The organism is Streptomyces sp. NPDC002788, from assembly GCF_053592115.1.
In genome coordinates, this window is sequence record NZ_JBSFVB010000001.1 from 486372 (window position 1) to 511582 (window position 25211).

The window sequence follows — 25211 nt, forward strand, 5'->3', positions numbered from 1 at the left end:
GGAACGCGGGATCGGCCTGATCGCGGGGGGCGGCCGAACCGCATGGACGGTACGGAAAGCGGAGGTGGGAGGGGCTGCGACGAGGACATCGGGAGGTGCGGGACGGTGCTCCGCGAGCCACAACCGGAATCCGGCTGTTCGACCGGTCGCACAGATCATCACGATGCGGCAGCGTCAACTCACGGCATGTGGCCGCTCACTTGACGACCGGTGCTCGCACACGGTTGGCTCCGAGCCAGCGAGATCCGGTCGGTGCACATCCTGCGGCCCCGCCTGCGCTCTCATCCTGCTCTTGCTCGGCCGCACAGCGAGGTCCGCCCCTCATGAACACTCCTCCCCCGCCGTCCGCCTCCGCCAGACTCACCCGGATCGCGGCCCTGACGTCCGCCCTGTGTCTGCTGGTGTCCGGCTGTTCCTCGTTCGGCGTGGCCGACGACGGGTCGGGGAGCGGGGGCTCGACGGGCGGGTCCGGTGCCGGGATGAGGGTCGCCCTGGTCACGCACGGCGGCAAAGGCGACGCCTTCTGGGACCTGGTGCGCAGGGGTGCCGAGGCGGCGGCGGCCAAGGACGGCATCGACCTGACGTACGCCGGGGACGCCGACCCGGCCGCGCAGGCCGGCCTGGTGCGGGACGCCGTCCGGGACAAGGTCGACGGCATCGCCGTGACACTGGCCAAGCCGGCGGCGATGCGGGGCCCGGTCGCGCAGGCCAAGGCGGCCGGCATCCCGGTGGTCGGGCTCAACTCCGGCATCGACGCCTGGCGGCCGGCGGGACTCCTGGCGTACTTCGGCCAGGACGAGTCCGTCGCGGGCCGGGCCGTCGGCGACAAGCTGGACGACCTCAAGGCCGAACACGCCCTGTGCGTGGTCCACGAGCGGGGCAACGTCGCGCTGGAGGCCCGTTGCGCCGGCGTGCGGAAGGCGTTCGACGGCGAGACCGACAACCTCTACGTGGACGGCGCCGACATGAACGCCGTGACCGCCGCGATCGCGTCCCGGCTGCGGCAGGACTCGAGCATCGACGAGGTCGTCACCCTGGGCGCCCAGTACGGGCTCAGCGCGGTCGAGGCCGTGCGGCAGGCCGGCAGCAGGGCCGAGGTCGCGACCTTCGACCTCGACAAGGACCTGGTCAAGGCGGTCCGGAACGGAACCGTGCGGTTCGCCGTGGACCAGCAGCCGTACCTGCAGGGCTACCTCGCGGTGGACGCCCTGTGGCTGTACCGCACCAACGGCAACGTCAGCGGCGGCGGGACGGCTCCGGTGCTCACCGGCCCCGTGTTCGTCACCAGGTCGAACGTGTCCGCCGTGGCACGGTTCGCCGCCGCCGGGACCCGGTGACCGGACCCTTCCTGTGACGGTGTCGCCAAAGATTCGGTCAGGCCGTGCCCTTACGCCGTCTTGTACGGATAACATCCTGCGCATCCCATGTGCCGCTCCCGGCACACCCGCACCACCGCGTCCGTCCCCCGCCCTCTTCCCCGACCGTTCCGCCTCCCCGTTCCTCGCCCCCCGCTGATCGCCCTAGGACGACGATGTCTCGACGGACAGGTCCCCGGCGCCGTCTCGGCTCCATACGCATCTCCCTGGTCCTCCTGGCCCTCGTGCCGAGCGTCACCCTCGCCGCCATGTGGGGCGTGACGACGATTCAGATGTTCTCGGAGGGGCTCAGGCTGCGCGACCAGACGGAGCTGAGCCGGTCGACCGGCGCCATGGGCACCGACGCGACGCTCGCCCTGCAGCGGGAGCGCAGCTTGTCGGCCGCCTGGCTGGCCTCGCCGAAGGGCTCCCGGGCCGCCCTCGACGCGCAGCGCGAGGAGACCGACAAGGCGGTCGCCAAGCTGGTCGGGCAGGCGGACGCGATCGAGAAGGCGCCTGCCCGCGTCTCCGACCGGCTGTACTCGGTGCTGGGCTCGGTGGGCAGCCTCGAGTACTACCGGGACCAGGTGGACGACCCCAAGGACATCAGCGCGCAGCAGGCGCTGGACCAGTACTCCTCGATCATCGACGACCAGATACACGCCTTCCAGGAGCTGTCGCAGGTCGACGACGGCGACCTCACCTCGCAGGCCGGGCCGCTGGTCGGGCTGGAGCACGCGGCGGAGCTGGTCTCCCAGGAGGACGCGCAGCTGACGCTGGCCTGGCCGTCCGGGCATCTGGACGACACGGCGTGGACGCAGTTCACGGAGCTGGTGAACACGCGGCGCTGGCTGGTGCAGGACCAGATCGTGCCCCAGCTGACCGGTGACGCCAAGGCGCAGACCGAGCGGATCCTGGCGGGCCCGGAGTGGCAGACGCTGCAGTCGATCGAGGACCGGGTGATAGCGGCCCGCAACTCCGGCGCCGCGTCCGACCGGATCGCCCTCCCGGACGCGCAGAAGCGGTGGAACGCCGCCATGGACAGGCTGTCCGATCAGTACGCGGGCCTCATCCGGCAGCAGACGACGGAACTGCTGGAGCGCAGCGCCGACAAGGCGGACGCCCTGCTGCTCAAGGCGGCGCTGCTGAGTGCCGGCGGGCTGCTCGCGCTGCTGCTGTGCGTCGGCATGTCCTGGCGGATCACCCGCTCGCTGTCCCGGCGACTGCGCGGGCTGCGCCGGGCCGCCGTCAGCCTTGCGCAGGAGCGGCTGCCGGACGTGGTGGCGCGGCTGGAGCGGGGCGAGACGGTCGACCCGGAGTCGGCGGCCACCCCGCTGGACTACGGCCACGACGAACTCGGTCAGGTGGCCCGGGCGTTCAACGCCGCCCAGCGCACGGCCGTGCACACCGCCGTCGAACTCGCCGACACCCGGCGCGGCTTCCAGAAGGTCATTCTCGGCATAGCCCGGCAGAGCCAGAACCTGGTCAACCTCCAGTTGAGCAAGCTCGACACGCTGGAACGCCGGCACACCGACCCCGACATCCTCAAGGGCCTGTACGAACTGGACTCCACGGCAAGCCAGTTGCGCCGCTACGAGGAGAACCTCGTCATCGTCAGCGGTGAACGGCCGGGCCGCAGCTGGAGCGAGCCGGTGGCACTGATCGACATTCTGCGCAGCGCGGTCGGGGAGGTCGCCGAGTACCAGCGGGTGGAGGTGCTCACCGAGGAGGAGCTGTACGTCGCCCCGCCCGCAGTGGCCGACGTCATCCATCTGCTGGCCGAGCTCATCGACAACGCGGCCACCTACTCCCCCGCGCCGAGCCCCGTCACGGTGCGGGCCCAGATGGTGGCCAAGGGCCTGGCCGTCGAGATCGAGGACCGCGGTCTGGGCATGTCGGAGGAGGACTACGCGTCCTTCAACGAACAGCTGGCGGTGCCCCCGCAGTTCGACGTGGTGGCACTCGCCGACGACCTGCGTCTGGGCATGTTCGTGATCGCCCAGCTGGCCCACCGGCACGGCATCACCGTCACGCTGCGCTCGTCGCCGTACGGCGGGACCACGGCCATCGTGCTGGTGCCGCACGAGATCGTGGTGCGGGAGATGCCGGGCAGCGGGGCACCGCAGGCGCGGGACGCCGGGGGCGAGTCCGGCGCGAACGGCCCGGCGGCCCCGGCCGGCCAGGAAGACGCGGGCGATGCCCCGAAGGACGGGCGGGTTCCGGTGGACGGACCGGGTGCGACGGACGCCGGGCAGGCGAAGCCGTCCCAGGGCGCCGGGGCAGCCGAACACACCGCCGGGTCCGCTCGCGAACCCCGGCCCCTCGTGACGGCCCGCACCGCCACCGCCGTCGCGCCCCTGGCCGCCCGCACCGTCATCCCCCGCAAGGACGGTCTCGCCCCGCTCCCCCGCCGGGTGCCGCAGACCAGCCTGGTGGAGGAGCTGCGCGAGGAGGCCCCACCCGCCGCGGACGACGGCTCCCTCGGCGACTTCACCGCGGAAGCCGCCGCCTCGTCCCTGGCCGGCTTCCAGCGCGGCACGCTCCGGGCCCGTGACGACGACGCCGAGCCGCCCTACGACGGAGACGCCGCCGCGTCAGCCCGGCAGGCCGCCGCCGGCCCCGTCCCCTCGACTCCGCCCGCCGACCGCTGACGAAGGACACCGCAATGACACGCCCCATCCCCGCCACGCACTCCCAGCTCGACCAGCTGCTGACCGGACTCGTGGAGCGGGTCGCCGATGTGAACCAGGCCGTGGTGCTCTCGGAGGACGGTCTGGTGGTCAGCAGGTCCACCGGTTTCCTGCGCGACGACGCCGAGCGGCTCGCGGCGACCGCGTCCGGACTGATGAGCCTCAGCAAGGGCGTCAGCATGGACTTCCGGGGCGGTCCGGTGCGCCAGGCGCTCATCGAGATGGCCAACAGCTATCTGATCCTCACCTCCGCCGGTCCCGGCGCCCATCTGGTCGTGCTGACCGGGCCGGGAGCGGACGTCGGGGTGGTGGCGTACCAGATGAACATGCTGGTGAAGAAGATCGGCGAGCACCTCAGCGCGGCACCGCGGGGCGTGGCCGGACCCGCCATCGACCCCGGCGTGTGAGGTGGGCGAAGGTGATGGGGCGGGCCGGCTCGTCAGGCTGTTCGCTCTGACCGGTGGCCGGACCCGGCCCAGCCGCGCCGACTTCACACTCATCGCGACGGTCACCGCTGTCGATCCGCCGCCGACCACGACGGCCCGGTGCCAGCCCGAGCACACCCGGATCCTCCGGCTGTGCGCCGAGCCGGTCGCCGTGGCGGAGCTGGCGGCCCGGCTGGACCTGCCGGTGAGCGTGGTCGTCATCCTGCTGTGCGACCTGTTGGAAGCGGGCCGGATCACGGTCCGTGCGCCGCGCCTCGTCTCCCGTACCACTCCGGACCTGGACCTGCTGCAGAAAGTGAGGGACGGCCTTGGCCGGCTCTGACCTTGCCACTGACGCTTCTTCGGCACCCGACACCGTCAAGATCCTCATCGCCGGGGGCTTCGGCGTGGGCAAGACCACCATGGTCGGGTCGGTCAGCGAGATCGTCCCGCTGCGCACCGAGGAACCCCTGACCATGGCCGGTCTGGGCGTCGACGACCTGGACGGAATCGAGGAGAAGCGGGCCACCACCGTGGCCCTGGACTTCGGCCGGATCAGCATCAGCCGGGATCTGGTGCTGTACCTGTTCGGCACGCCGGGGCAGCAGCGGTTCTGGTTCATGTGGAACGACCTGGCCCTCGGCGCGCTCGGCGCCGTGGTCCTGGTCGACGTGCGCCGCCCCGATTCAAGCTTCGCCGCGATCGACTTCTTCGAGCGCCGGGGCATCCCGTTCGTCGTCGGCGTCAACGGCTTCCACGGCGAACACCCCTACCCGCCCGAGGACATCAGGGACGCGCTCGCGGTCCCGGAGCACGTGCAGGTGCTGCTGTGCGACGCGCGGGACCGGGAGTCGTGCCGGGACGTGCTGATCGCCCTGATCGACCAGCTGATCGCTACGGCGGTGCAGGCCTGAACCAGGCGGCGCAAGCCTGCACCAGGGGTGTCTCAGCTTCGGCCGTGTGTGTCCCCGGGCCACTCGGTGTACGGCACCGGACGGCCCGTGAACGCGTCCAGGACGATGCGGTCGCCGACCGGCCGGTCCAGCTTCACCGTCACCCTCTCACCGCGCAGGGCACCCGTGCAGGGACCGTCCTTGACGCCCGTCACGGCGGCGGACAGCACCACGCTGCCGCTCGTCTCCAGCGCCTCCACGGCGGGGCCGTCGTCGCAGGCTCCGTGTTGGGCCACGACGGTGACGGACCGGCCGTTCCCCGCGACCTCCGTGAGGCCGCCGAGCGGCGCCAGCACGTCAGCGGGGACGTCCTGCCCGAGCGGCCCGATCGGCGGCCTGGGGAGCGGGGAAGGGCTCACCGCGGCACGCTTGAGGGGACTGTCGTAGCCCTCCAAGGTGAACAGCCAGGCGGGGACGGTCGCCGGGCCGCGGCTGGTGACCACCGTCATCTCGCCCAGCCTCGCCCCGGTGACGGTCAGGCGCGGCCCGGGGCTGTCGGCACTGTCCAGCGTCTTGTAGGCCTTCTCGGCGTCCATGAGCGGCGTCGTGAGCGAGTCCCCGCTCGGCCAGGTCACCCGTCCGCTCCCGCCCGGCGAAGCGGGCAGCTTCCCCCGCAGCTCGAAGTTGCCGATCTCGTAGGCGCGCCGGTCGGCGGCGTCGCGGAGGAGGCCGGTCCCGGGCGGCTGGACGACCGCTCCCATGGGGTGGTAGCCCTCGTGCCACTGCCGGGCCGCCTCGGAGCCGTCCCAGGCGTCGGCGACCCGGCGGTCGCGGGCCTCCGACCGCGGGGCCGACTCGGTGCCACGGGTCTTGCCGCCGTCGTTGCCCGCCTCCGCGCTGCCGCACCCCGCCGCGGCGCCGGCTCCGACGGCGCACAGGGCGAGAACGGTGAGGATCCGGGCGGTGCGCTTGAAGTCGGTACGCATGGCTCTCCCAGGGGATCACGGTGACCGGTGATGGTTCCGCTCCTGTGACGCCCCGCCCCCGGCCCGCGTTCGATCCCTTTCCGGTCCGGTCGAGCCTGTTATCGCATCGTGACAGGCAGCCTCATGACAGGCAGCCTCTGACAGGCAGCCGGGTCGGGTCAGTCCAGACCCGCCGACCTCAGCCACGCCTTGGCCACGTCCAGCGGGTCCTTCTTCTCCAACTGCACCTGCGCGTCCAGGTCGAGGAGCGCCTTCGTGTCGAGCTTGGCCGAGACCGCGTCGAGCGCCTCGACGCCCTCCTTGGACAGCTCGCCCTTGCGGACCAGCGGCTGCACGTTCTGGAAGCCGAAGAGGTTCTCCGGGTCCTTCAGGACGACGAACCTCTCCCGGGCGATGGTCGGGTCGGTGGTGAAGACGTCCGCGGCCTGCACGGTGTTCCGCTTCAGCGCCGCCTGGGTCAGCGGCCCGCCCGCGTCGAGGGACTTGAAGGACTTGAACTCCAGCCCGTACACCGACTTCAGGCCGACCAGGCCCTGGTGCCGGGTCTGGAACTCCGGGGAGCCGCCGAACACCAGGTCCTTGGCGATGCCCTTGAGGTCGCCGATGGAGGAGTCCGACGTGAGCTCGTACTTCTTCGCCGTCTCCGCGTTGAGGGTCACGGAGTCCTTGTTCTGCGCGGCCGAGGGCTTCAGCAGCTCCAGCTCGGAGTCGAGCTTGCCGTTGATCGCGGTCGTGGTCTCCTCGACCGTCTTCGGCTTGGCCTTGGCGTCGAGGTACGCCAGCAGGGAGCCGTTGTACTCCGGCAGCACGGTGACGGCGCCGTTCTTCATCAGGCCGTAGGTGGTCTCACGGCTGCCGATGTTGGGCTTGTAGGTGACCTTGATGCCCTTGGCCTTGAGGGCCTCGCCGTAGATGTCGGCGAGCAGGATGCTCTCGGCGAAGTTGTTGGATCCGACCACGACGGTGCCGCTCTCCGCTCCGCCGCCCTTGAGCGGGTCGTCCGAGGTGCCGCCGGAGGAACAGCCTCCGAGAAGAGCCGCCGCCGCGGCGAGCGCGACTGCGACCGCGCCGGGGTGCCTCGTGAGGGACCGGGTGCTGCTCTTCGCCGTAGTAATCACCCACTGATCCAAGCCAGCAGATATTCAGTCAGTCAAGAGCACCCCGGTTACAACTGGCGTCGATCTACGGCAGATTTGCAGCAGATTGCCGCGCCCTGCCTCTCATCTCCTGCGCACCCCGGGCGACACCGCGACCCGCGCCACCGCCCAGAACAGCGCGAGCGTGACCAGCGCCAGGACGGCGACCAGCGTCGCGCCGCCCACCACCTTCTCGTAGTCGCGCTGGTAGAGACCGTCGACGATGTACCGGCCGAGGCCGCCCAGGCTGACGTACGCGGCGATGGTCGCCGTCGAGACGATCTGGATGGCCGCCGAGCGCAGGCCGCTCAGGATCAGCGGCAGCGCGACCGGCAGTTCCACCTGGAAGAGGATGCGTGACTCGTGCATGCCCATGCCGCGGGCGGCGTCCACCGGTGTGGGGTCGACGGACCGCATGGCCTCGTAGGTGGTGACCAGGATCGGCGGGACGGCGAGGACGACCAGCGGGATCATCACGGGCAGCATCCCGAAGCCCAGCAGGGTCGTCATCAGCACGAGCAGGCCGAAGCTGGGCAGGGCCCGCCCGGCGGTGGCGAGCAGGGACAGGGCGTTCCCGCCGCGCCCGTAGTGACCGGTGACCAGGCCGGTCGGCAGTCCGATCGCGGCGGCGAGAGCGAGCGCCTCCAGGGTGTACCGCACGTGTTCCGCGAGGCGGGCCGGGATGCCGTCGTAGCCGTGCCAGTGGGCGCTGTCGCTGAAGAAGGCGTTGACGAAGTTGAGTACGTTCACCGGGCTGCGTCCTTGAGGGCGGGCGCCTGCTTACGGCCGGCCGTGCCGCTGGGCATCCAGGGAGTCAGCAGCACGCGCACGAGGACCAGCAGGGCGTCGACGAGGATCGCCAGGAGGGCCGTGGTGATCACGGAGTTCCAGGTCAGTTCGGGCCGGTTGTAGATCTGCGCGTCGTGGAGCAGGTTGCCGAGCGCGCCCTGGTTGCCGATGAGCATGCCGACGCTGACCAGGGAGATGCTCGACACGGTCGCCACCCGCAGGCCGGCGATGATCGCCGGGACCGCGATCGGCAACTGGACCTGGAAGTACCGCCGTAGGGGCCCGAAGCCCATGGCGGTGGCCGCGGACAGGGTCTCCTGCGGCACCGAGCGCACCCCGTCGACGATCGCCGGCACGAGCACCACCAGGCTGTACACGGCCAGCGGGATCATCACGGTGAGTTCGGTCTGCCCGGTGTAGTCGATGAGGACGACGAAGAACGCCAGCGACGGGATGGCGTACAGCACGGTCGTGACTCCGAGGACGGGCGGGTAGAGCCAGCGGAAGCGTACGCAGAGCTGGGCGATCGGCAGGGCGAGGAGCAGCCCGGCCGCGACGGGCAGCAGGGCCTCCCTCAGGTGCAGTCCGACCAGCCCGATCCAGCTGTGCTGGAGGTCGCTCGGGATGTCGAAGAAGTCGTGGAGGAAGTCGCTCATCCGGCGACCTTCTCGTCGTCGCGCCCGGCCGCGTGGGCGCTGCGGATCGCCTCGCCGATGGTCGCTTGCGAGACGACGCCGGTCACACGCCCGCCGGTGTCCACGGCGACGGCCCAGCCGGTGGGCGACAGCACCGCGCAGTCCAGGGCGGCCCGCAGCGAGTCGGTGCCGGGCACGAACGGCCGCCCGTGGGACAGCAGCCGGTCCGGCCGGATGTCCCCCGCGACGAGGTCCCGCGGTTCGCTCCAGCCGAGCGGCCGGCCGTCCGCGTCGGTCACCAGGAGGTAGGGGGCGTCGGGGGCGGCGATCTGCTCGGTGGTGGCGTCGAGCTGGATCACCGGGTCGCTCGTCAACTCCAGCCCGGCGGACGGGAAGAACGACAGGCGCCGGATGCCGCGGTCGCCGCCGAGGAAGTCCTCTACGAAGGTGTCGGCGGGGCTGGACAGCAACTCGGCGGGGGGCGCGTACTGGGCGAGGTGGCCGCCGGTGCGCATCACGGCGACCATCGTGCCGAGTTTGATCGCCTCGTCGATGTCATGGGTGACGAAGACGATGGTCTTGCCCAACTCGTCCTGGATGCGCAGCAGTTCGTCCTGGAGTCCCTTGCGCACCACCGGGTCGACCGCCGAGAAAGGCTCGTCCATGAGCAGCACCGGCGGGTCGGCGGCGAGGGCCCGGGCGACGCCGACGCGCTGCTGCTGGCCGCCCGACAGCTGGTACGGGTACCGCTTGGCGAGCGCGGCGTCGAGCCCCACCCGCTCCATCAGTTCGGCCGCCCGCGCCCGGGCCTTCTGCTTGCCCCAGCCGAGCATGCGGGGGACGGTGGCGATGTTGTCGACGATCGTGCGGTGCTGGAAGAGGCCGGCGTTCTGGATGACGTAACCCATGGACCGGCGCAGGGTGGTGACGGGCTGTCGCTGGATGTCCTCGCCGTCGAGGAGGATGGTTCCCTCGCTCGGTTCGACCATTCTGTTGATCATCCGCAGGGTGGTCGTCTTGCCGCAGCCCGACGGTCCGACGAGGACGGTGATCGAGCGGTCGGGTATCTCCAGCGAGAGCCGGTCGACCGCCACCGTGCCGTCCGGGTACCGCTTGGTGACTGCTTCCATCCGTATCAAGACGCCGGAGTCCTTCGGTTGCGGAGACTTTTGGCCGTGGTCGTACGGGCTGTCGCCGGTCGAGTCTAGACGGCGGTCGTTTCCGGCCCCGGGGTGGCCGGGAGCCCCGCCCCGTCCAGCGGCAGGCGCACGGTGAACACCGTCGCCCCCGGTTCGCTGTCCAGCTCGATGCGGCCGCCGTGGGCCCCGACCAGGGACTGGGCGACCGCGAGACCGAGGCCGCTGCCGCCGCGGTCGCGGCTGCGGGCCTTGTCGACGCGGTAGAAGCGGTCGAAGACGCGTTCCTGGTCCTCGGACGGGATGCCGGGACCGGCGTCGGCGATCCGGACCAGGGCGGTGCCGGAGGTGACGGCGACGTCCACGGACACCGGGGTCCCGGGCGGGGTGTGCACGGCGGCGTTGGCGAGAAGGTTGTCCAGGACCTGCCGGACGCGCTGCGGGTCCAGGCGCACCTTGAGCACCCCGGGGCCGGTGGTCACCGTCAGCGGGTGGTCCGGCCGGCTGGCCCGGAAGGCGTCGGCGGCCTGCTGGACCAGGTCCACCAGGTCGGCGTCCTCCAGCCGCAGCGGCGCCGCCACTTCCGCCGCGTCCAGCCGGGCGAGCAGCAGCAGGTCGTCCAGGAGGATGCCCATCCGGGCGGCTTCGGTACGCAGCCGGGCCAGGTGCCGGTCGCGTTCCTCGGGGGCGTTGGCGGCGGCGTACTGGAAGAGGTCGGCGTAACCGCGTACCGACATCAGCGGGGTGCGCAGCTCGTGCGAGGCGTCCGCCACGAACCGGCGCAGCCGCTGCTCGGCCTCCGCGCGCACGGCGAGGGCGTCGTCGATGTGCTCCAGCATCGTGTTGAAGGCGGTGCGCAGTTCGTCCACCTCGGGACCGCCGTCCCGGCCGTCGGCGCGCAGCGGCAGCCGGGCCGCCGACTCGGTCAGGTCGTGCGAGGCGATGCCGTGCGCGGTGGACGCCATGTCGCTGAGCGGTTTCAGGCCGCGGCGCAGCATCCTGCGGCCGAAGACGACCAGGGCGAGCAGCGCGAGCGCGAAGGTGACGGCCTGGAGGGTGATCAGCTGTCCGACCGTGTCCTCGATGTCCTCCATGGGCGCGGCGCTGACCAGGACCACGCCGGGCTGCACCTGGCAGGCGCGCAGCCGGTAGGTGCCCGCGCCCTTGAGGTGTTCGGTGCGCAGCAGCTCCGAGTGCGCGGCGGTCTGGGCGGAGGCCAGGGCGGTGAAGTCGTCGACGTCCTCCGGCAGGTCGGCCGGATCCTCCGGGCGGCGCAGCTCGGGGGTGCCCTTCGACACGTCGTACACGGCGTAGAACCAGCTGTAGTACTTCTTGCCCGAGAGGGTGCCGTAGTCCGCGATGCTCTTGGACTGGGCGATCTGGGCCTGCGCCAGCTGGGTGTCGAGCTGGGCGGACAGGTAGTCCCGCATGTACGTGGTCAGGGCCGTGCCGACGACGGCGAACACGACCATTGACAGGGCGCCCAGGCCGAGGGCCAGCCGGGTGCCCAGGCGCATCCTGCGGTAGGTCCGACTCAGTCGGGCGATCACGCGGAGGCCTGCCGCAGCACGTACCCGAATCCGCGCACGGTGTGGATGAGCGGAGCGGCGCCGTCGTCGTTCTCGTCGAGCTTGCGGCGCAGCCGGCTGACGACCAGCTCGACGACGTTGGAGCGGCCGCCGAAGCCGTACTCCCACACGTGGTCGAGGATCTGCGCCTTGGTGAGCACCGTGGGTGACTTGCGCATGAGGTAACGCAGCACCTCGTACTCGGTCGGGGTCAGCGACAGCAACCTGTCACCGCGCCGCACCTCGCGGGTGTCCTCGTCCATCGTCAGGTCGCCGACCTGGAGCAAGGACCGCTGGAAGGCGGGGCCGGCGCTGCGCCGCAGCACGGTCCGCAGCCGGGCCATCAGCTCCTCCACGGCGAACGGCTTGACCAGGTAGTCGTCGCCGCCCCGGGTGAGACCGGCGACCCGGTCGGCGACGCCGTCACGGGCGGTGAGGAACACCACCGGCACCATCGTGCCGGAGGCGCGCAGCCGGTCCAGGACGCCGAAGCCGTCCACGCCGGGCAGCATCAGGTCGAGCACCACGATGTCCGGGTGGAAGTCGGCGGCCCGCTTCAGCGCGTCCTCGCCGGTGTACGCGGTGACCGCCTCCCAGCCTTCGTAGCGGGCCACGGTCGCGACGAGATCGGCGATGGGCGGGTCGTCGTCGACGACGAGAAGTCGTACTTTCTCCACGCGCTCATAGTGCTGCACGTGTCCGGCGCCGCCCCAGCCGCCTGCCCTCCCACCGCGGAATCGATAAGCACTTGAAAGTTGAGCGACAGCTTTCCGACAGCTCCCCCGCGCCAAGCTCGGTGTCCCAGGATGCGATCAAGGAGCTGCCCACGGTGACGACCCTCCGACAACCTCCCGTGGCGATCCGTCCGGGCGTGCGCCCCGGAGCGGTGGGCCGCACCGGCCTGTACGCGGTGCTGCTCGCCAACGCGGTCGTGGTGGCCGTGTTCTTCGTCCAGGCCGGTTTCGCCTCGAACGCGCTGATCGTGCTGGGCCGGCTGACCGGGCTGTACGCGGCGCTTCTCATGGCGTTCCAGCTGCTGCTGGTGGCGCGGCTGCCGTGGTTCGACCGGCGGATCGGCATGGACCGGCTCACGTCCTGGCACCGCTGGACCGGCTTCTCGGTGCTGTGGCTGCTGCTGGCGCACGCGGTGTTCATCGTCTTCGGCTACGCGCGGGCCTCGTCCCTGGACCCGGTGAACCAGCTGGTGGATCTCGCGGAGACCGTCGAGGGCGTGCTGCGCGCGATCGTCGCGCTGGCGATCATCATCGTGGTCGGCGCGGTCTCGGCGCGCTACGCCCGGCGCCGGCTGGCGTACGAGACCTGGCACTTCATCCACCTGTACACCTACGTCGCGGTGGTGCTGGCGTTCACGCACCAGGTCGCGGCCGGTACGACGTTCACCTCGTCGTCCGTGGCGCGGACGTACTGGTACGCCGTGTGGGGCGTGGCCCTCGCGTCGGTGTTCCTCGGCCGCCTGGTGCTGCCGCTGTGGCGCAACCTCCGCCACCAGCTCCGGGTCACGGCCGTCGTCCCGGAGAACGACGACGTGGTCTCGGTCTACGTCACGGGCCGCGACCTGGACCGGCTGCCCGCCCGGGCCGGGCAGTTCTTCCTGTGGCGGTTCCTGACGAAGGACCGCTGGTGGCAGGCGAACCCGTTCTCGCTGTCCGCCGCGCCGGACGGCCGTACCCTGCGCCTGACCGCCAAGCGGGCCGGCGCCGGCAGCGCGGCCCTGCGGCACCTGAAGGCCGGCACCCGCGTGTTCGCCGAGGGGCCCTACGGCGCCTTCACCACCCTGCACCGCACCCGCCCGGACGCGCTGCTCATCGCGGGCGGCGTCGGTGTCACCCCGATCCGGGCCCTGCTGGAGGAGCTGCACGGCCACACGGTCGTGATCTACCGGGTCGCCACGGACCAGGACGCCGTCCTCTACGACGAGCTGCGCGACCTCGCGCTCGCCAGGGGCGCCGAACTGCACCTGGTCACCGGCCCGCCCGTGCCCGACCGGCTGGCGCCGCGAGAACTGGCGCGTCTGGTGCCGGACATCACCGGCCGCGACGTCTACCTGTGCGGCCCGCCGCCGATGATGACCGCGGTGCTCGGCAGCCTTCGCGAGCTGGGCGTGCCCAAGCCGCAGATCCACTTCGAACGCTTCAGCCTGGCCGGATGACGAGGAGACCGTCGTGAAGCGAGCCCTGCCCGTCCTCGTCCTCAGCGTCGCGGGTCTGATCCCGGTCTGGCGTTACGCGCCCTCGCCCGACACCGGGTCGTCGTCGGCCACCGCACAGCCCCCGGCGCCGGCGTCGGCGCCCTCGGTCTCGTCGTCGGGCGGTACCACCTCCACGGTCGTGGCGGGCTCCACCGTCGACACCGAGAAGGGGCCGGTGCAGGTCGAGGTCACCTTCGACGGAGACAAGATCGCCTCGGTGCGGATGCTGCGGCAGCCGGACCATCCGCAGACCACGGCCGCCGTGCCGAAACTGATCGAGGAGACGCTCCGGGCGCAGAGCGCCGACATCGACACGGTGTCCGGCGCCACGATCACCAGCGACGGCTACAAGGAGTCCCTCCAGGCCGCCATCGACGCGAAGGGCTGACGGATGCGGCGCGTCGAGCACGTCATGGGGTTCCCGGTGTCGGTCCGGATCGACGACGGGGACGTCCCGGAGGCAGTGGTGGACGACCTGTTCGCGTGGCTGCGCGAGGTCGACGAGCGGTTCAGCCCGTTCCGCCCGGACAGCGAGGTGTCCCGGCTGGACCGTGGCGAGGCCCCCGAGCCCAGCCCGTCCCTCCGCGAGGTGCTGGACCTGTGCGAGGAATACCGGCTCGCGACCGGGGGCGCCTTCGACGCCCGGCTGCCCGGCCGGGGCCTCGACCCCTGCGCCGTGGTGAAGGGCTGGTCGGTGCAGAAGGGGGCGGAGCTGCTGTCGGCGGCCGGTGCCCGCCGCTTCTGCCTCAACGCGGGCGGCGACGTGGTCGCCTCCGGCGGCCCCTGGCGCGTCGGCGTGCGCCACCCCGACCACGCCGACCGGCTCTGCACCGTCCTCGCCCTGACGGACCGGGCGGTCGCGACCTCCGCCCGCTACGAACGCGGGGACCACATCCTCGACGGCCGCACCGGCCGTCCGGCCACCGGGCTGCTCAGCATGACCGTCGTGGCCCCGACCCTGACGGAGGCGGACTCCGTCGCCACGGCGGCGTTCGCGCTCGGGGTGGAGGGCGTGGAGTGGGCGGCGGCCCGGGAGCACTGCGAGGTGTTCGCGGTGGACGCGGAGAGGCGGGTGTGGCGGAGTACGGGGTTCCCGGTGGCGGGGGCGGCAGCGGCGTAGGCCCGCGAGGGCACCCCGGCCGTGTCGTTGGCTGCGTCGGCCGGCGCGGTCGGCGTCACGGCAGTGGCTGCTGGTCCAGATGGTCTTTCCGTCGGCTGGGTAGCGGGTCCCCCAGCGCTCGGTGAGCTGGTCGGCGAGGAACAGGCCGCGGCCGCCCTCGTCCTCGCTGCGGGCGCGGCGCATGACCTGGTACATGGCCGTGTGCGCCGGTCTCGTCTTCCTGCCACCGAGCCGGGCCGCGCCGGGAAGCCCCTGGCGTGCCGGCTCCGCTGAGCGCCTGGCTCAGCCCTCCTCGGGGCTCAGCCGCAGCGCGATGCTGTTGATGCAGTACCGCTGGTCCGTGGGCGTCGGGTACCCCTCGCCCTCGAAGACGTGCCCGAGATGCGAGCCGCACCGCGCGCACCGCACCTCGGTCCGCACCATGCCGTGCGAACGGTCCGCGATCAGTTCCACCGCGTCGGTGTCCTTGGGGTCGAAGAAGGACGGCCAGCCGCAGTGGGACTCGAACTTGGTGTCCGAGGTGAACAGCTCCGCTCCGCAGGCACGGCAGGAGTACACGCCCCGGGTCTTGGTGTCGGTGTACTCACCGGTGAAGGCGGGCTCGGTGGCCGCCTGCCGCAGCACCGCGTACTCGCCCGGGGACAGCTCCGCGCGCCACTGCTCGTCCGGCTTCTCCACGTCGTACGGCATGAGCCTCAAGCCCCTCAGTTCGACAGACGGTCCAGGATGCGCGGGCCGAGGTCGGTGACGTCGCCCGCTCCCATGGTGAGAACGAGATCCCCGGGCTTCGCCATTCCCGCGACCACCGAGGGGACGTCCGCCTTGTCGTGCACCGGCATCACGTCGGCGCCCGCGGCCCGGGCCGCCTCGATGATCAGCTCGCTCGTCACGCCGGGGATCGGGTCCTCGCGGGCCGGGTAGATGTCCAGCACCACCGAGGCGTCCGCCAGGGCCAGGGACCGGCCCATCTCCTTGCCGAGCTCCTGGGTCCGCGAGAACAGGTGCGGCTGGAAGACGACCAGGATCCGTGACTCACCCGCCGCCGCGCGCATCGCCTCCAGGTCGGCCGTCATCTCGGTCGGGTGGTGCGCGTAGGAGTCGATCACCTGCACGCCCGCGGCCTCGCCCTTCAGCTGCAGCCGCCGCTTCACCCCGGTGTACGCGGCGATCGCCGGGGCCAGCTCCGCCGCCGGGACACCGAGCGCCACGCCCGCCGCGAGGGCCGCGACCGCGTTGTGCGCGTAGTGCCGCCCGGGGACGGAGACCGCGAAGGTCAGCTGTTCACCGTCCAGCACGACGGTGACCTCGCTCTTCAGCCCCTGCGGCACCACCGACAGGATGCGCACGCCGGCGTCCTCGGACTCGCCGTACGTCACCACCGTCACACCGCCCGCCCGGACGCGGCGCGTCAGCTCCCGCGCACCCTCGTGGTCGGCCGCGATCACCAGCGTGCCGCCCTCGGTGATCCGGTCCACGAACGTCTCGAACGACTCGTAGATCTCGTCCATGGAGGCGTAGTTGGCGTGGTGGTCGAGCTCGACGTTGAGGACGATGGCGACCTCGGGCGCGTACTTGTGGAAGCTGCGGTCGGACTCGTCCGCCTCGGCGACGAAGATCTCGCCCTCGCCGTGCAGCGCGTTGGAGCCGGGCGCGTCCAGGTCGCCGCCGATCGCGTACGACGGCTTCAGACCCAGCTCGCTCAGCGACACGGCCAGCATGGAGGTGGTGGTCGTCTTGCCGTGCGTCCCGGCGACGGCGATCGGCCGCAGCCCGTCCATCAGGGCGGCGAGCGCGTCTGACCGGTGCACGACGGGGATGCCCAGCTCGGCCGCGCGGGCCAGCTCGGGGTTGTCAGGCCGGATCGCCGACGACACGACCACGCAGCTGGCGTCATCGGCCAGATGCCCGGCGGCGTGCCCGATGTGCACGGTCACGCCCAGCGCCCGCAGTGCCTCGGCCGTGGCCGACTCCTTGGCGTCACTGCCCGCCACGACAGCCCCGCGCTGCGCGAGGATCTTCGCGATCCCCGACATCCCGGCCCCACCGATCCCGATGAAGTGCGGTCGGTCCATGGCGGAGGGAAGGCCGGGTGCCATGCAGGTCTCCAAGAGCGAGTGAGGACGATGAGCGCCCCCAGCCTATTTCAGGAGCGCGCGGCACTGCGCCACCCCGGGGGCGCGGGGAACCGCGCGGGCAACAACCCGCCACCGGCACCCGACGCACCCCACGATCCGGCCCTACGCCTTGCTGTGCGAGAACAGCTTCAGCACCGGAACTCCCACCTTGTGCCGAGCCCGCGAAGCCCAGTCCCGGTGGAAGAACTCCTCCACGTAGTGGGGGTCGGTCAGCACGATGACCTCGTCCGCCCCGACCTCCTCCACGAGGGACTTCAGCGCGTCCAGCGGATGATCCTCGATCAACCGCCCCTGCGCCTCACTCCCGGAAGCCCGCAACGCCGCGAGCGACACCTCCAGCGCCCGCTGCCCCACGCTCAGCGCTTCCTCCCCCTCCGGTGTCTCCCCCTCCCGCACGGCCTCGTCGAGCTCGCCGAGCGCCACGTCGTCGATGGCCCGCAGCAGCCGGTCCGCCTGCTCGCCGCGTGGCTGGAGCAGCACCTGGAAGGAGACCTCCTCCTCCCCGTGCAAGGTCGTGACGAACTCCACGTCGGCGGACGTCAGGGCCTTCTCGATCATCAAAACGCTTGTGAACACCAGGCGCCCCTTCTGCTCCGGGGGCCAGTGGCCCCACTCCTCCGTGGGCCGTGGCGGGCCCTGCGGAAACCATCCTGCCCCGTGTCGCACGGGTGGTGCCGGATCCAGTGTGCCCTCCTGAACCCGAACGGAACGGCATATTCCGTCGATGGCCGCACCGACGGCGACCATCGCCCCCGTTTCGGGACGTAACCGGCCGGTTTTCCTCGGCCGCCGACACCTTGTACCCCGCCTCCGGCGGTTCAGTACGTCAGGACCGCCGGTACCGCGTGAAGAGGAACCCGTCCTCCTCCAGCATCGACACCAGCCCGAAGCGGTGCGGGACCGTGACGGCCGGCCCTCCGGCGATGCGCTGCGCGCCGCCCGCCGTGAGCATCGGGGAGACGGTCAGGCACAGCTCGTCGAGCACTCCGGCCGCCACCATCTGGCCCAGCAGCCGCGGACCGCCCTCGGTCAGCAGCCGGGTGTGGCCGAGATCGGCGAGGACCCGGACGGCCCGGGCGGGGTCGACGCCGATGCCGTCCCCGGCGCTCAGCACCCGGGCGCCCGCCTTCTCCGCGGTGGCGACGCGGTCCGGGGCGGCCGCGGCGCCCGTGAGGATCAGGGTGGGGACCCGGGGGGAGGTGAACAGCGGCAGCGAGAAGTCGAGGTCCAGAGTGGCGGTGACGACCGCGATCGCCGGTGCGGGGGTCTGCCCGGCCGCCTCCCGTGCCGCCGCGAAGTCCGCACGCGCGCGCGCCGGCCGGTACTCCTCCCGCCGTACCGTCTCGGCCCCGACGAGCACGACGTCCGCAAGCGCCCGCAGCGTGCCGAAGATCCGCATGTCGGTCGCGCTGGAGATGGGCTGCGAACGTCCGTCGTGCTGGGCGGCTCCGTCCAGCGTGGAGACCATGTTGGCCCGCAGCCACGGCACCGGCCCCGCGGGCCCCGGCTCGGGATAGGCGTACGCGGCGGCCAGCTCGGCCGGACTCCACTCCCGTCCGGCGCCCTCACCGGACCCGCCGTCCGGGGTCGGAGCTGCTGTTTCATCGGTCACAGGGAACAGACGTCGCATGCCGTGCAGTGTTCCACGCGCCGTAGCATGGTGAACCGTGTCCTCTCCCCCAGCCCGGTCCGGAACCGGCCCCATAACCGAACCGGCCCCGCTCTCCCTGTGCACCCGTGAGCCGCACGTCCCCGCCGACCGGCTGGTCGCCGAGATGGTGCCGCCGCCCCGGTTCGACTCCGTCCGCTTCAGCACGTACCTCCCGGACCCGAACCAGCCCAGCCAGACCGAGGCCGTCCAGGTCCTGGAGGGTTTCGCGGCAGGACTCGGCGGGAGCGCCGGCCCGGGCAAGCGGCGGCTGTTCGGTTTCGGCAAGGCGGCGAAGAAGGCCCCCTCCGGACCGCGCGGTGTCTACCTCGACGGCGGCTACGGCGTGGGCAAGACCCACCTGCTGGCCTCCCTCTGGCACGCCACCCCGGCCGAGCCCGCGCTCAAGGCGTTCGGCACGTTCGTGGAGCTGACCAACCTCGTCGGCGCCCTCGGGTTCCAGAAGACGGTTCAGACGCTGTCCGGCCACCGCCTGCTGTGCATCGACGAGTTCGAGCTCGACGACCCGGGCGACACCGTCCTGGTCTCCACGCTGCTCGGCAAGCTCGTCGACGCGGGCGTCGCGCTCGCCGCCACCTCCAACACGCTGCCCGGCAAGCTCGGCGAGGGCCGGTTCGCCGCCGCCGACTTCCTGCGCGAGATCCAGGGCCTGTCCGCCCACTTCCGCGCCCTGCGCATCGACGGCGAGGACTACCGCCACCGCGGCCTGCCCGAGGCGCCGCCGCCGTACTCCGACGAACAGGTGACGGAGACGGCGCACGCAACCGAGGGCGCCTCCCTCGACTCGTTCTCGCCCCTCCTGGAGCATCTCGCCCGCGTCCACCCCAGCCGGTACGGCGCCCTGACCGACGGGATCAAGGCCGTGTGCCTCACCGGCGTGCGGCCCGTTCCCGACCAGTCGACGGCCCTCAGGCTCGTCGTCCTCGCGGACCGGCTCTACGACCGCGAGGTACCGGTGATGGCGTCGGGTCTGCCCTTCGACCAGCTCTTCAGCGACGAGATGCTCAACGGCGGCTACCGCAAGAAGTACTTCCGAGCCATCTCCCGGCTCACCGCCCTCGCCCGCGACGCGGCCAAACTGACGGACACCCGGTAGCTCCCACCCCCGATACCGCGCCAACGGCCGTGAGGGAAGGGCTGTTTCAAGCCATCCCACCCACGTTTTTCAGGCTCTCTTCAGCTTGAAACGTTAAGTTAACCCTGCAAATGGCTTTGCGGGGTTAACGTGTTTCTTGACCAGCCGTTGACCAACCATTGGTCCGCGCTAGACGTGTGGCACACCTGAAGGGGGGGCGCATGTACCGAGGTACGACGGCACGGACCGTGGTTTCGATCCTCGCCGCCGTCCTGCTCGCCCTTCAGCTCTTCGCGCCCACGGCATCGTTCGCTTCCGCGCACACGCATGGTGAAGCCCAGGCCAAGACTGCCTCCGGAATCAAGCCCTCCGGGAAGTCCTCCCGACCCGGAATCAAAATCGCCGGGAAGGCCCTGCGTGACGAGGCGGCCTCGTGCCACACAGGACACCACGGGGACCCGACCGGTCCCCTGCGGACCCGCGACCGGTCCCACACCGCCGACTCCGCGCCGTCCACGCCCGAGCGGCCGCTCCTGAGGCGCATCCAGCCGATGGCAGACGAACCGGTCGGCCCCGGCGCGGCGCATCAACGCACGTCGAGATCCTCGACGTCGCACGCTCCGGCAGCGCTGCAGGTCTTCCGCTGCTGAGCAGCAGAGCAGTTCCCCCCCACCCTTTGTCATGCCCGTCCGACGCGCCCCCACTGCGCGCCAGGAGGAGTCACCACACTCATGCAACCCCTCATCGACAACGCCCGCATGTTCGGACAGCGCCCTGAGGAGTTCGCCCGCCTCGCCGAGGGCCAGTCCCCCGACGTCCTGTTCATCACCTGTTCCGATTCCCGGGTCGTACCGGCCCTGATCACGGGCGCCCGTCCCGGCGAGCTCTTCGAGCTGCGCACCGCGGGCAACGTCGTCCCCCCGTACGCCTCCGCCACCCCCACCGGCGAGGCGGCCACGATCGAGTACGCCGTGCGGGTGCTCGGCGTCAAACACGTCGTGGTGTGCGGCCACTCCCACTGCGGCGCCGTCGGCGCGGTGGTGCGCCACGACGACCTCACCGCCGTACCCGCCGTACGCGACTGGCTCGCCCACGCGGCGGACGAGCCCAAGTGCTCCGACCCCGGTGACCCCACGGTCGCCGAGGCCGTGCAGAACCACGTCCTGGCGCAGCTGGAGCGGCTGCGTTCCTACCCGTGCATCGGTGAGCGCCTGGAAACCGGCCAACTCCAGTTGCACGGCTGGTACTACGAGGTCCACACCGGCGTCGTGCGGGAACACCGCGCGGAGTCCGACTCGTTCGAGACGCTCTGAGGGGGGCTGGTGACCTTGCTGTCGAAGTTCCCTTACCTGAGGCAGGACTTCCTCGCCTCCATCGTCGTCTTCCTGGTCGCGGTGCCGCTGTGCGTCGGCGTGGCGGTCGCCTCCGGCGTTCCCGCTGAGCTGGGCCTCATCACCGGCATCGTGGGCGGGCTCGTCACCGGGCTCCTGCCGGGCAGCAGCCTTCAGGTGTCCGGGCCCGCCGCCGGCCTCACTGTGCTGGTCTTCGAGGCCGTCAGCGAGTTCGGGGTGGCCACGCTCGGCGTGATCGTGCTGCTCGCCGGGCTGCTCCAGCTCGCCATGGGCTTCCTCGGAATAGGCCGCTGGTTCCGGGCGATCTCCATCTCCGTCGTCGAGGGCATGCTCTGCGGTATCGGCCTGGTGATCATCGCCGGTCAGATCTACGCGGCGGCGGGCCTGAAGGCCCCGGAGTCCGGAATCGGCAAGATCGCGGGCCTGCCCGGGGCGTTCGCCGACGCGCTCGGCAGCACCGAGGCCCTGACCTCCCTCGCGATCGGCGCGGGCACCATCGCCGTCATCGTGCTGTGGAAGAAGCTGCCCAAGGCGGTGCAGACCGTGCCGGGCGCCCTCGCGGCGGTCGTCCTGGCCACGGTCGCCACGCTCGCCTTCAGCCTGCCGGTCGCCACCGTCCAGGTGGAGGGTCTGCTCGGCGTCATCCAGCCGCCCGGGGCCGACGCCTTCGGCGAGCTGGCCGGCCCGGCCATCTGGGGCACCATCATCGCCTTCGCACTGATCGCCTCCGCGGAGAGCCTGTTCAGCGCGGCGGCCGTGGACCGGCTGCACGACGGTCCGCGTACCGAGTACAACAAGGAGATGATCGCCCAGGGCGCGGGCAACACCCTGTGCGGTCTGCTCGGCGCACTGCCGATGACCGCGGTCATCGTGCGCAGCTCCGCCAACGTCAACGCGGGCGCGAAGACCAAGGCGTCCCGGGTGCTGCACGGCGTGTGGCTGCTGCTGTTCGCCGCCGCGATGCCGTGGGCCCTGGCGCTGATCCCGATCCCCGCCCTGGCCGGCATCCTGGTGCACGCGGGCTGGAAGCTGATCCCGTTCCGCCAGGTCACGGAGCTGTGGCGGGCCCACAAGGGTGAGGCGCTCATCCTGGTCGTCACCGCCGTGTCCATCGTCGCGGTGAACATGTTCGAGGGCGTGCTCATCGGTCTGGCCCTGTCGGTCGTCAAGACCGCGTGGGAGGCCTCGCACGTCAAGCTCGAGATCATCGACAAGGGCGCCGGCCCGATCCAGGCGTACCTGTCGGGCAACGCGACCTTCCTGCGGCTGCCGAAGATCCTCGACAGCCTGGAGGGCCTGCCGCAGGACCGCCCGGTCGAGCTGGACCTCTCGGGTCTGCACCACCTCGACCACGCCTGCCAGACGGCCCTGGAGAACTGGGCCGCGCGCCACAGCGCGACGGGCACGGAGCCGGTGAAGGTCACCGAGCCCGAGGAGGCCCCGGCGGAGAAGGTCACCGCCGCCTAGCCGACCGCCCGGCATCCCCTGGTCCGGGGCGCGCACACCCTGCGCGCCCCGGACTTTCGTATGTCCGGCCCGGCCCCGCCCCGGCCCCCGGGCATGGCCCCTTACAGCGTTCCGGGCATATCGTTACAGAAGTACACGAAAACCGAACCTCGACGGGGAGGTCGGCATGGTCGAAGATCTGATCGCGGCGGTGGCGGCGGTCGGGGCCGGTGGGCTGGCGTATTTGGCCTCGGCGGCGCGGGTCGTCAAACAGTACGAGCGCGGGGTGGTCTTCCGGCTCGGGCGCCTGCACGGGGACGTGCGGCGGCCCGGGTTCAACCTGGTCGTCCCCGCGGTGGACCGGATGCGCAAGGTCAATCTGCAGATCGTGACCATGCCGATCCCCGCGCAGGAGGGCATCACCCGCGACAACGTGACCGTGCGGGTCGACGCGGTGGTGTACTTCAAGGTCGTGGACCCGGCGGCGGCGATCGTCAACGTGGAGGACTACCGCTTCGCCGTCTCGCAGATGGCCCAGACCTCGCTGCGCTCGATCATCGGCAAGAGCGAGCTGGACGACCTGCTGTCCAACCGGGAGAAGCTCAACCAGGGCCTGGAGCTGATGATCGACAGCCCGGCCGTGGAGTGGGGCGTGACCATCGACCGCGTGGAGATCAAGGACGTCTCCCTCCCCGACACGATGAAGCGTTCCATGGCCCGCCAGGCCGAGGCCGACCGCGAGCGACGGGCCCGCCTGATCAACGCCGACGCCGAGTATCAGGCCTCCAAGAAGCTGTCACAGGCCGCCCAGCAGATGGCCGACACTCCCTCGGCTCTCCAGCTCCGGCTGCTGCAGACCGTGATGGCCGTGGCGGCGGAGAAGAACTCCACGCTGGTGCTGCCCATCCCGGTGGAGCTGCTCCGGTTCCTCGAACGGGGCGGTCACGAGGGTGGTGCGCAGGCAGCCGTCGAGCACGCCCTCGACCGCACGGAGCAGGCCGAGGAGGCCGTGGAGGCCGTGGAGGAGCTGCGGCACCCCGTCGAGCGGTGACCCGCGCTACGCGCGTGGTTCCCGCCGCCCGCACCAGGTGATAGACACAGCGGGATCACAGTTCCTGTCCGCCAGCAGGAAGGTTGTCCCATGACCGAAACCGGTCGTTCCGCCACACGACGTCAGGTGCTCGCCGGGACGGGCGCCCTGGGCATCGGGATCGCGTTCTCCGGTGCCCTCTCCGAACTCTTCGCCGGCACCGCCGCCGCCCAGACCCTCGGCCGCACCGGCTACGGCCCGCTCGTCCCCGACCCGAAGGACGTCCTCGATCTGCCGGAAGGTTTCCGCTACCGGATCCTCTCGCGCGAGGGAGACCCGCTCCGCTCCGGAGAGGGCGAGGTCCCCTCCAACCACGACGGCATGTCGGCCTTCGCGGGCAGAGGCGGCCGGGTCCACCTGGTCCGCAACCACGAGAACCGCCACAACGGCAAGGTCCCGGTCCCTGCGATCGAGGGCCTCACCTACGACCCGGCCGGCAAGGGCGGCTGTACGACGCTGACGCTGGACTCCCGCAACAACGTCCTGTCGGAACGCGTGGGGATCGCCGGCACGGCCGTCAACTGCGCGGGCGGGCCCACCCCGTGGGGCACTTGGCTGACCTGCGAGGAGACCGAGGACAAGGCGGGTACCAACGGCTACACCAAGGACCACGGCTTCATCTTCGAGGTCGACCCGGTCGACCCGCACCGCACCGGAGCCGTGCCGCTGACCGCGATGGGCCGCTTCCAGCACGAGGCGATCGCCGTGGACCCCCGGCGGGGTGTGGTGTACGAGACGGAGGACGCCTTCGAGAAGCCCTTCGGCCTCTTCTACCGCTTCCTGCCGACGAAGCCGCTGGGCGGCCGGGGTTCGCTGCGCGCGGGCGGCCGGCTCCAGGCGATGCGCGTGCCCGGTGTGCCCGACCTGTCCCCCATCCAGGACATCGGCGCCGAGTTCGACGACATCGAGTGGGTGGACGTACCCGACCCGCGGGCCGCGCGGACGCCCATCCGGTTCCAGGACTTCGGCCGCAAGGGCATCACCCACGCGCAGAAGCTGGAGGGCTGTTACTGGGGCGGCCGGTCGGTGTACTTCGTGTCGTCCTTCGCGCGCCGCTCGGACGGTTCGGCGGGCGACCACTACGGGCAGGTCTGGCGCTACGACCCGGACCGCCGCCGGCTGACCCTGGTGATCGTCTTCGGCCCGGACACCGACGTGCAGATGCCGGGCGAGTCGCCGGACAACATCTGCCTGGCACCCAGCAGCGGCCTGATGGTCTGCGAGGACGGCGACGGCGCCCAGCACGTCTTCGGGGTGACCAGGCGCGGCGAGGTCTACGCGATGGCCCGCAACCGGCAGAACATCGGCACCCCGGAGGAGCCGGAGTGGGGTGAGTTCGCCGGCGTGACCTTCTCCCCCGACGGCGACACGATGTACGTCAACTGCTACTCGCCCGGCACCACCTTCGCGGTGACGGGCCCCTGGCGCCGGTAGCAGCGGCCCGGCTTGCGGCCGGGGCGCCGGGCGCGCGGCCCGGTGCCCCGCCGGACCATCCAGGCACA

24 protein-coding genes are annotated in these 25211 nt (G+C 71.5%); 13 read left to right on the forward strand and 11 right to left on the reverse strand.

Annotation, left to right across the window (positions count from 1 at the left end; all coding sequences use genetic code 11):
- Positions 1–323: 323 nt before the first annotated feature.
- From ACWD1U_RS02145 to ACWD1U_RS02165, 5 genes are all read left to right on the forward strand, one after another.
- The gene (locus ACWD1U_RS02145; RefSeq protein ID WP_451103746.1) at positions 324–1337 is read left to right on the forward strand and encodes a substrate-binding domain-containing protein; all 1014 of its coding nucleotides are present in this window, start codon (positions 324–326) and stop codon (positions 1335–1337) included.
- Between the two features lie 194 nt (positions 1338–1531).
- On the forward strand, positions 1532–4006 hold the full coding sequence (locus ACWD1U_RS02150) for a sensor histidine kinase (RefSeq protein WP_451103747.1): 2475 nt from the start codon (positions 1532–1534) through the stop codon (positions 4004–4006).
- Positions 4007–4020: 14 nt separating this feature from the next.
- On the forward strand, positions 4021–4452 hold the full coding sequence (locus ACWD1U_RS02155; protein WP_451103748.1) for a roadblock/LC7 domain-containing protein: 432 nt from the start codon (positions 4021–4023) through the stop codon (positions 4450–4452).
- Position 4453: 1 nt separating this feature from the next.
- Positions 4454–4813: a DUF742 domain-containing protein gene (locus ACWD1U_RS02160; protein ID WP_451103749.1), complete on the forward strand. Its 360-nt coding sequence runs from the start codon at positions 4454–4456 to the stop codon at positions 4811–4813.
- The gene (locus tag ACWD1U_RS02165; protein WP_451103750.1) at positions 4800–5384 is read left to right on the forward strand and encodes a GTP-binding protein; all 585 of its coding nucleotides are present in this window, start codon (positions 4800–4802) and stop codon (positions 5382–5384) included. The genes ACWD1U_RS02160 and ACWD1U_RS02165 overlap by 14 nt, the downstream gene beginning before the upstream one ends.
- Before the next feature lie 32 nt (positions 5385–5416).
- Here ACWD1U_RS02165 and ACWD1U_RS02170 read toward each other — a convergent pair whose 3' ends face one another.
- The 7 genes from ACWD1U_RS02170 to ACWD1U_RS02200 all read right to left on the reverse strand — a co-directional run bounded on the left by ACWD1U_RS02170 (position 5417) and on the right by ACWD1U_RS02200 (position 12290).
- Positions 5417–6349, reverse strand: a complete 933-nt coding sequence (locus tag ACWD1U_RS02170; RefSeq protein ID WP_451103751.1) for a hypothetical protein — start codon at positions 6347–6349, stop codon at positions 5417–5419.
- 158 nt (positions 6350–6507) lie between these two features.
- Positions 6508–7479: an ABC transporter substrate-binding protein gene (locus ACWD1U_RS02175; RefSeq protein ID WP_451103752.1), complete on the reverse strand. Its 972-nt coding sequence runs from the start codon at positions 7477–7479 to the stop codon at positions 6508–6510.
- A 90-nt stretch (positions 7480–7569) separates the two neighbouring features.
- Positions 7570–8235 carry an ABC transporter permease gene (locus tag ACWD1U_RS02180; protein ID WP_451103753.1) on the reverse strand — a complete coding sequence of 222 codons (666 nt, stop codon included), beginning with the start codon at positions 8233–8235 and terminating at the stop codon, positions 7570–7572.
- Positions 8232–8930, reverse strand: a complete 699-nt coding sequence (locus ACWD1U_RS02185; protein WP_451103754.1) for an ABC transporter permease — start codon at positions 8928–8930, stop codon at positions 8232–8234. Before ACWD1U_RS02185 ends, ACWD1U_RS02180 begins: the two co-directional genes overlap by 4 nt.
- Positions 8927–10048 carry an ABC transporter ATP-binding protein gene (locus tag ACWD1U_RS02190; RefSeq protein ID WP_451103755.1) on the reverse strand — a complete coding sequence of 374 codons (1122 nt, stop codon included), beginning with the start codon at positions 10046–10048 and terminating at the stop codon, positions 8927–8929. The genes ACWD1U_RS02185 and ACWD1U_RS02190 overlap by 4 nt, the downstream gene beginning before the upstream one ends.
- Before the next feature lie 65 nt (positions 10049–10113).
- Positions 10114–11595 carry a sensor histidine kinase gene (locus ACWD1U_RS02195; RefSeq protein ID WP_451103756.1) on the reverse strand — a complete coding sequence of 494 codons (1482 nt, stop codon included), beginning with the start codon at positions 11593–11595 and terminating at the stop codon, positions 10114–10116.
- Complete coding sequence (locus ACWD1U_RS02200) at positions 11592–12290, reverse strand: response regulator transcription factor (protein ID WP_451103757.1); 699 nt, start codon at positions 12288–12290, stop codon at positions 11592–11594. Before ACWD1U_RS02200 ends, ACWD1U_RS02195 begins: the two co-directional genes overlap by 4 nt.
- A gap of 152 nt (positions 12291–12442) precedes the next feature.
- Between ACWD1U_RS02200 and ACWD1U_RS02205 the strand changes: the two genes are divergently transcribed.
- The 3 genes from ACWD1U_RS02205 to ACWD1U_RS02215 are packed head-to-tail and all read left to right on the forward strand — an operon-like array spanning position 12443 to position 14942.
- Complete coding sequence (locus ACWD1U_RS02205) at positions 12443–13783, forward strand: ferredoxin reductase family protein (RefSeq protein ID WP_451103758.1); 1341 nt, start codon at positions 12443–12445, stop codon at positions 13781–13783.
- A gap of 13 nt (positions 13784–13796) precedes the next feature.
- Positions 13797–14210 carry an FMN-binding protein gene (locus ACWD1U_RS02210; protein WP_451103759.1) on the forward strand — a complete coding sequence of 138 codons (414 nt, stop codon included), beginning with the start codon at positions 13797–13799 and terminating at the stop codon, positions 14208–14210.
- A 3-nt stretch (positions 14211–14213) separates the two neighbouring features.
- A complete protein-coding gene (locus ACWD1U_RS02215; protein WP_451103760.1) occupies positions 14214–14942 on the forward strand; it encodes an FAD:protein FMN transferase in 729 nt (242 codons plus the stop codon).
- Positions 14943–15224: 282 nt separating this feature from the next.
- On the opposite strand, the gene msrB is transcribed toward ACWD1U_RS02215, so the two are convergent.
- From msrB to ACWD1U_RS02235, 4 genes are all read right to left on the reverse strand, one after another.
- Positions 15225–15632 (reverse strand): peptide-methionine (R)-S-oxide reductase MsrB, encoded by a 408-nt coding sequence (msrB, locus tag ACWD1U_RS02220; protein WP_451103761.1) that lies wholly within the window; start codon positions 15630–15632, stop codon positions 15225–15227.
- A 14-nt stretch (positions 15633–15646) separates the two neighbouring features.
- Positions 15647–17038: a UDP-N-acetylmuramate--L-alanine ligase gene (gene murC / locus ACWD1U_RS02225; protein ID WP_451103762.1), complete on the reverse strand. Its 1392-nt coding sequence runs from the start codon at positions 17036–17038 to the stop codon at positions 15647–15649.
- 141 nt (positions 17039–17179) lie between these two features.
- Positions 17180–17653 carry an indole-3-glycerol phosphate synthase gene (locus ACWD1U_RS02230; protein WP_451103763.1) on the reverse strand — a complete coding sequence of 158 codons (474 nt, stop codon included), beginning with the start codon at positions 17651–17653 and terminating at the stop codon, positions 17180–17182.
- Between the two features lie 250 nt (positions 17654–17903).
- Positions 17904–18707, reverse strand: coding sequence for a pyrimidine reductase family protein (locus ACWD1U_RS02235; RefSeq protein ID WP_451103764.1), 804 nt, complete (start codon positions 18705–18707; stop codon positions 17904–17906).
- A gap of 37 nt (positions 18708–18744) precedes the next feature.
- On the opposite strand from ACWD1U_RS02235, the gene zapE reads away from it, so the two are divergent.
- From zapE to ACWD1U_RS02260, 5 genes are all read left to right on the forward strand, one after another.
- The gene (gene zapE / locus ACWD1U_RS02240; RefSeq protein ID WP_451103765.1) at positions 18745–19842 is read left to right on the forward strand and encodes a cell division protein ZapE; all 1098 of its coding nucleotides are present in this window, start codon (positions 18745–18747) and stop codon (positions 19840–19842) included.
- A 710-nt stretch (positions 19843–20552) separates the two neighbouring features.
- Positions 20553–21134 carry a carbonic anhydrase gene (locus ACWD1U_RS02245; protein ID WP_451103766.1) on the forward strand — a complete coding sequence of 194 codons (582 nt, stop codon included), beginning with the start codon at positions 20553–20555 and terminating at the stop codon, positions 21132–21134.
- Between the two features lie 18 nt (positions 21135–21152).
- Entirely contained in the window at positions 21153–22640 is a 1488-nt protein-coding gene (locus ACWD1U_RS02250) for a SulP family inorganic anion transporter (protein ID WP_451103966.1), read from the forward strand.
- Positions 22641–22806: 166 nt separating this feature from the next.
- Positions 22807–23670, forward strand: a complete 864-nt coding sequence (locus ACWD1U_RS02255; RefSeq protein ID WP_451103767.1) for a slipin family protein — start codon at positions 22807–22809, stop codon at positions 23668–23670.
- Between the two features lie 90 nt (positions 23671–23760).
- Positions 23761–25143 (forward strand): PhoX family protein, encoded by a 1383-nt coding sequence (locus ACWD1U_RS02260; protein ID WP_451103768.1) that lies wholly within the window; start codon positions 23761–23763, stop codon positions 25141–25143.
- Positions 25144–25211 lie beyond the last annotated feature (68 nt).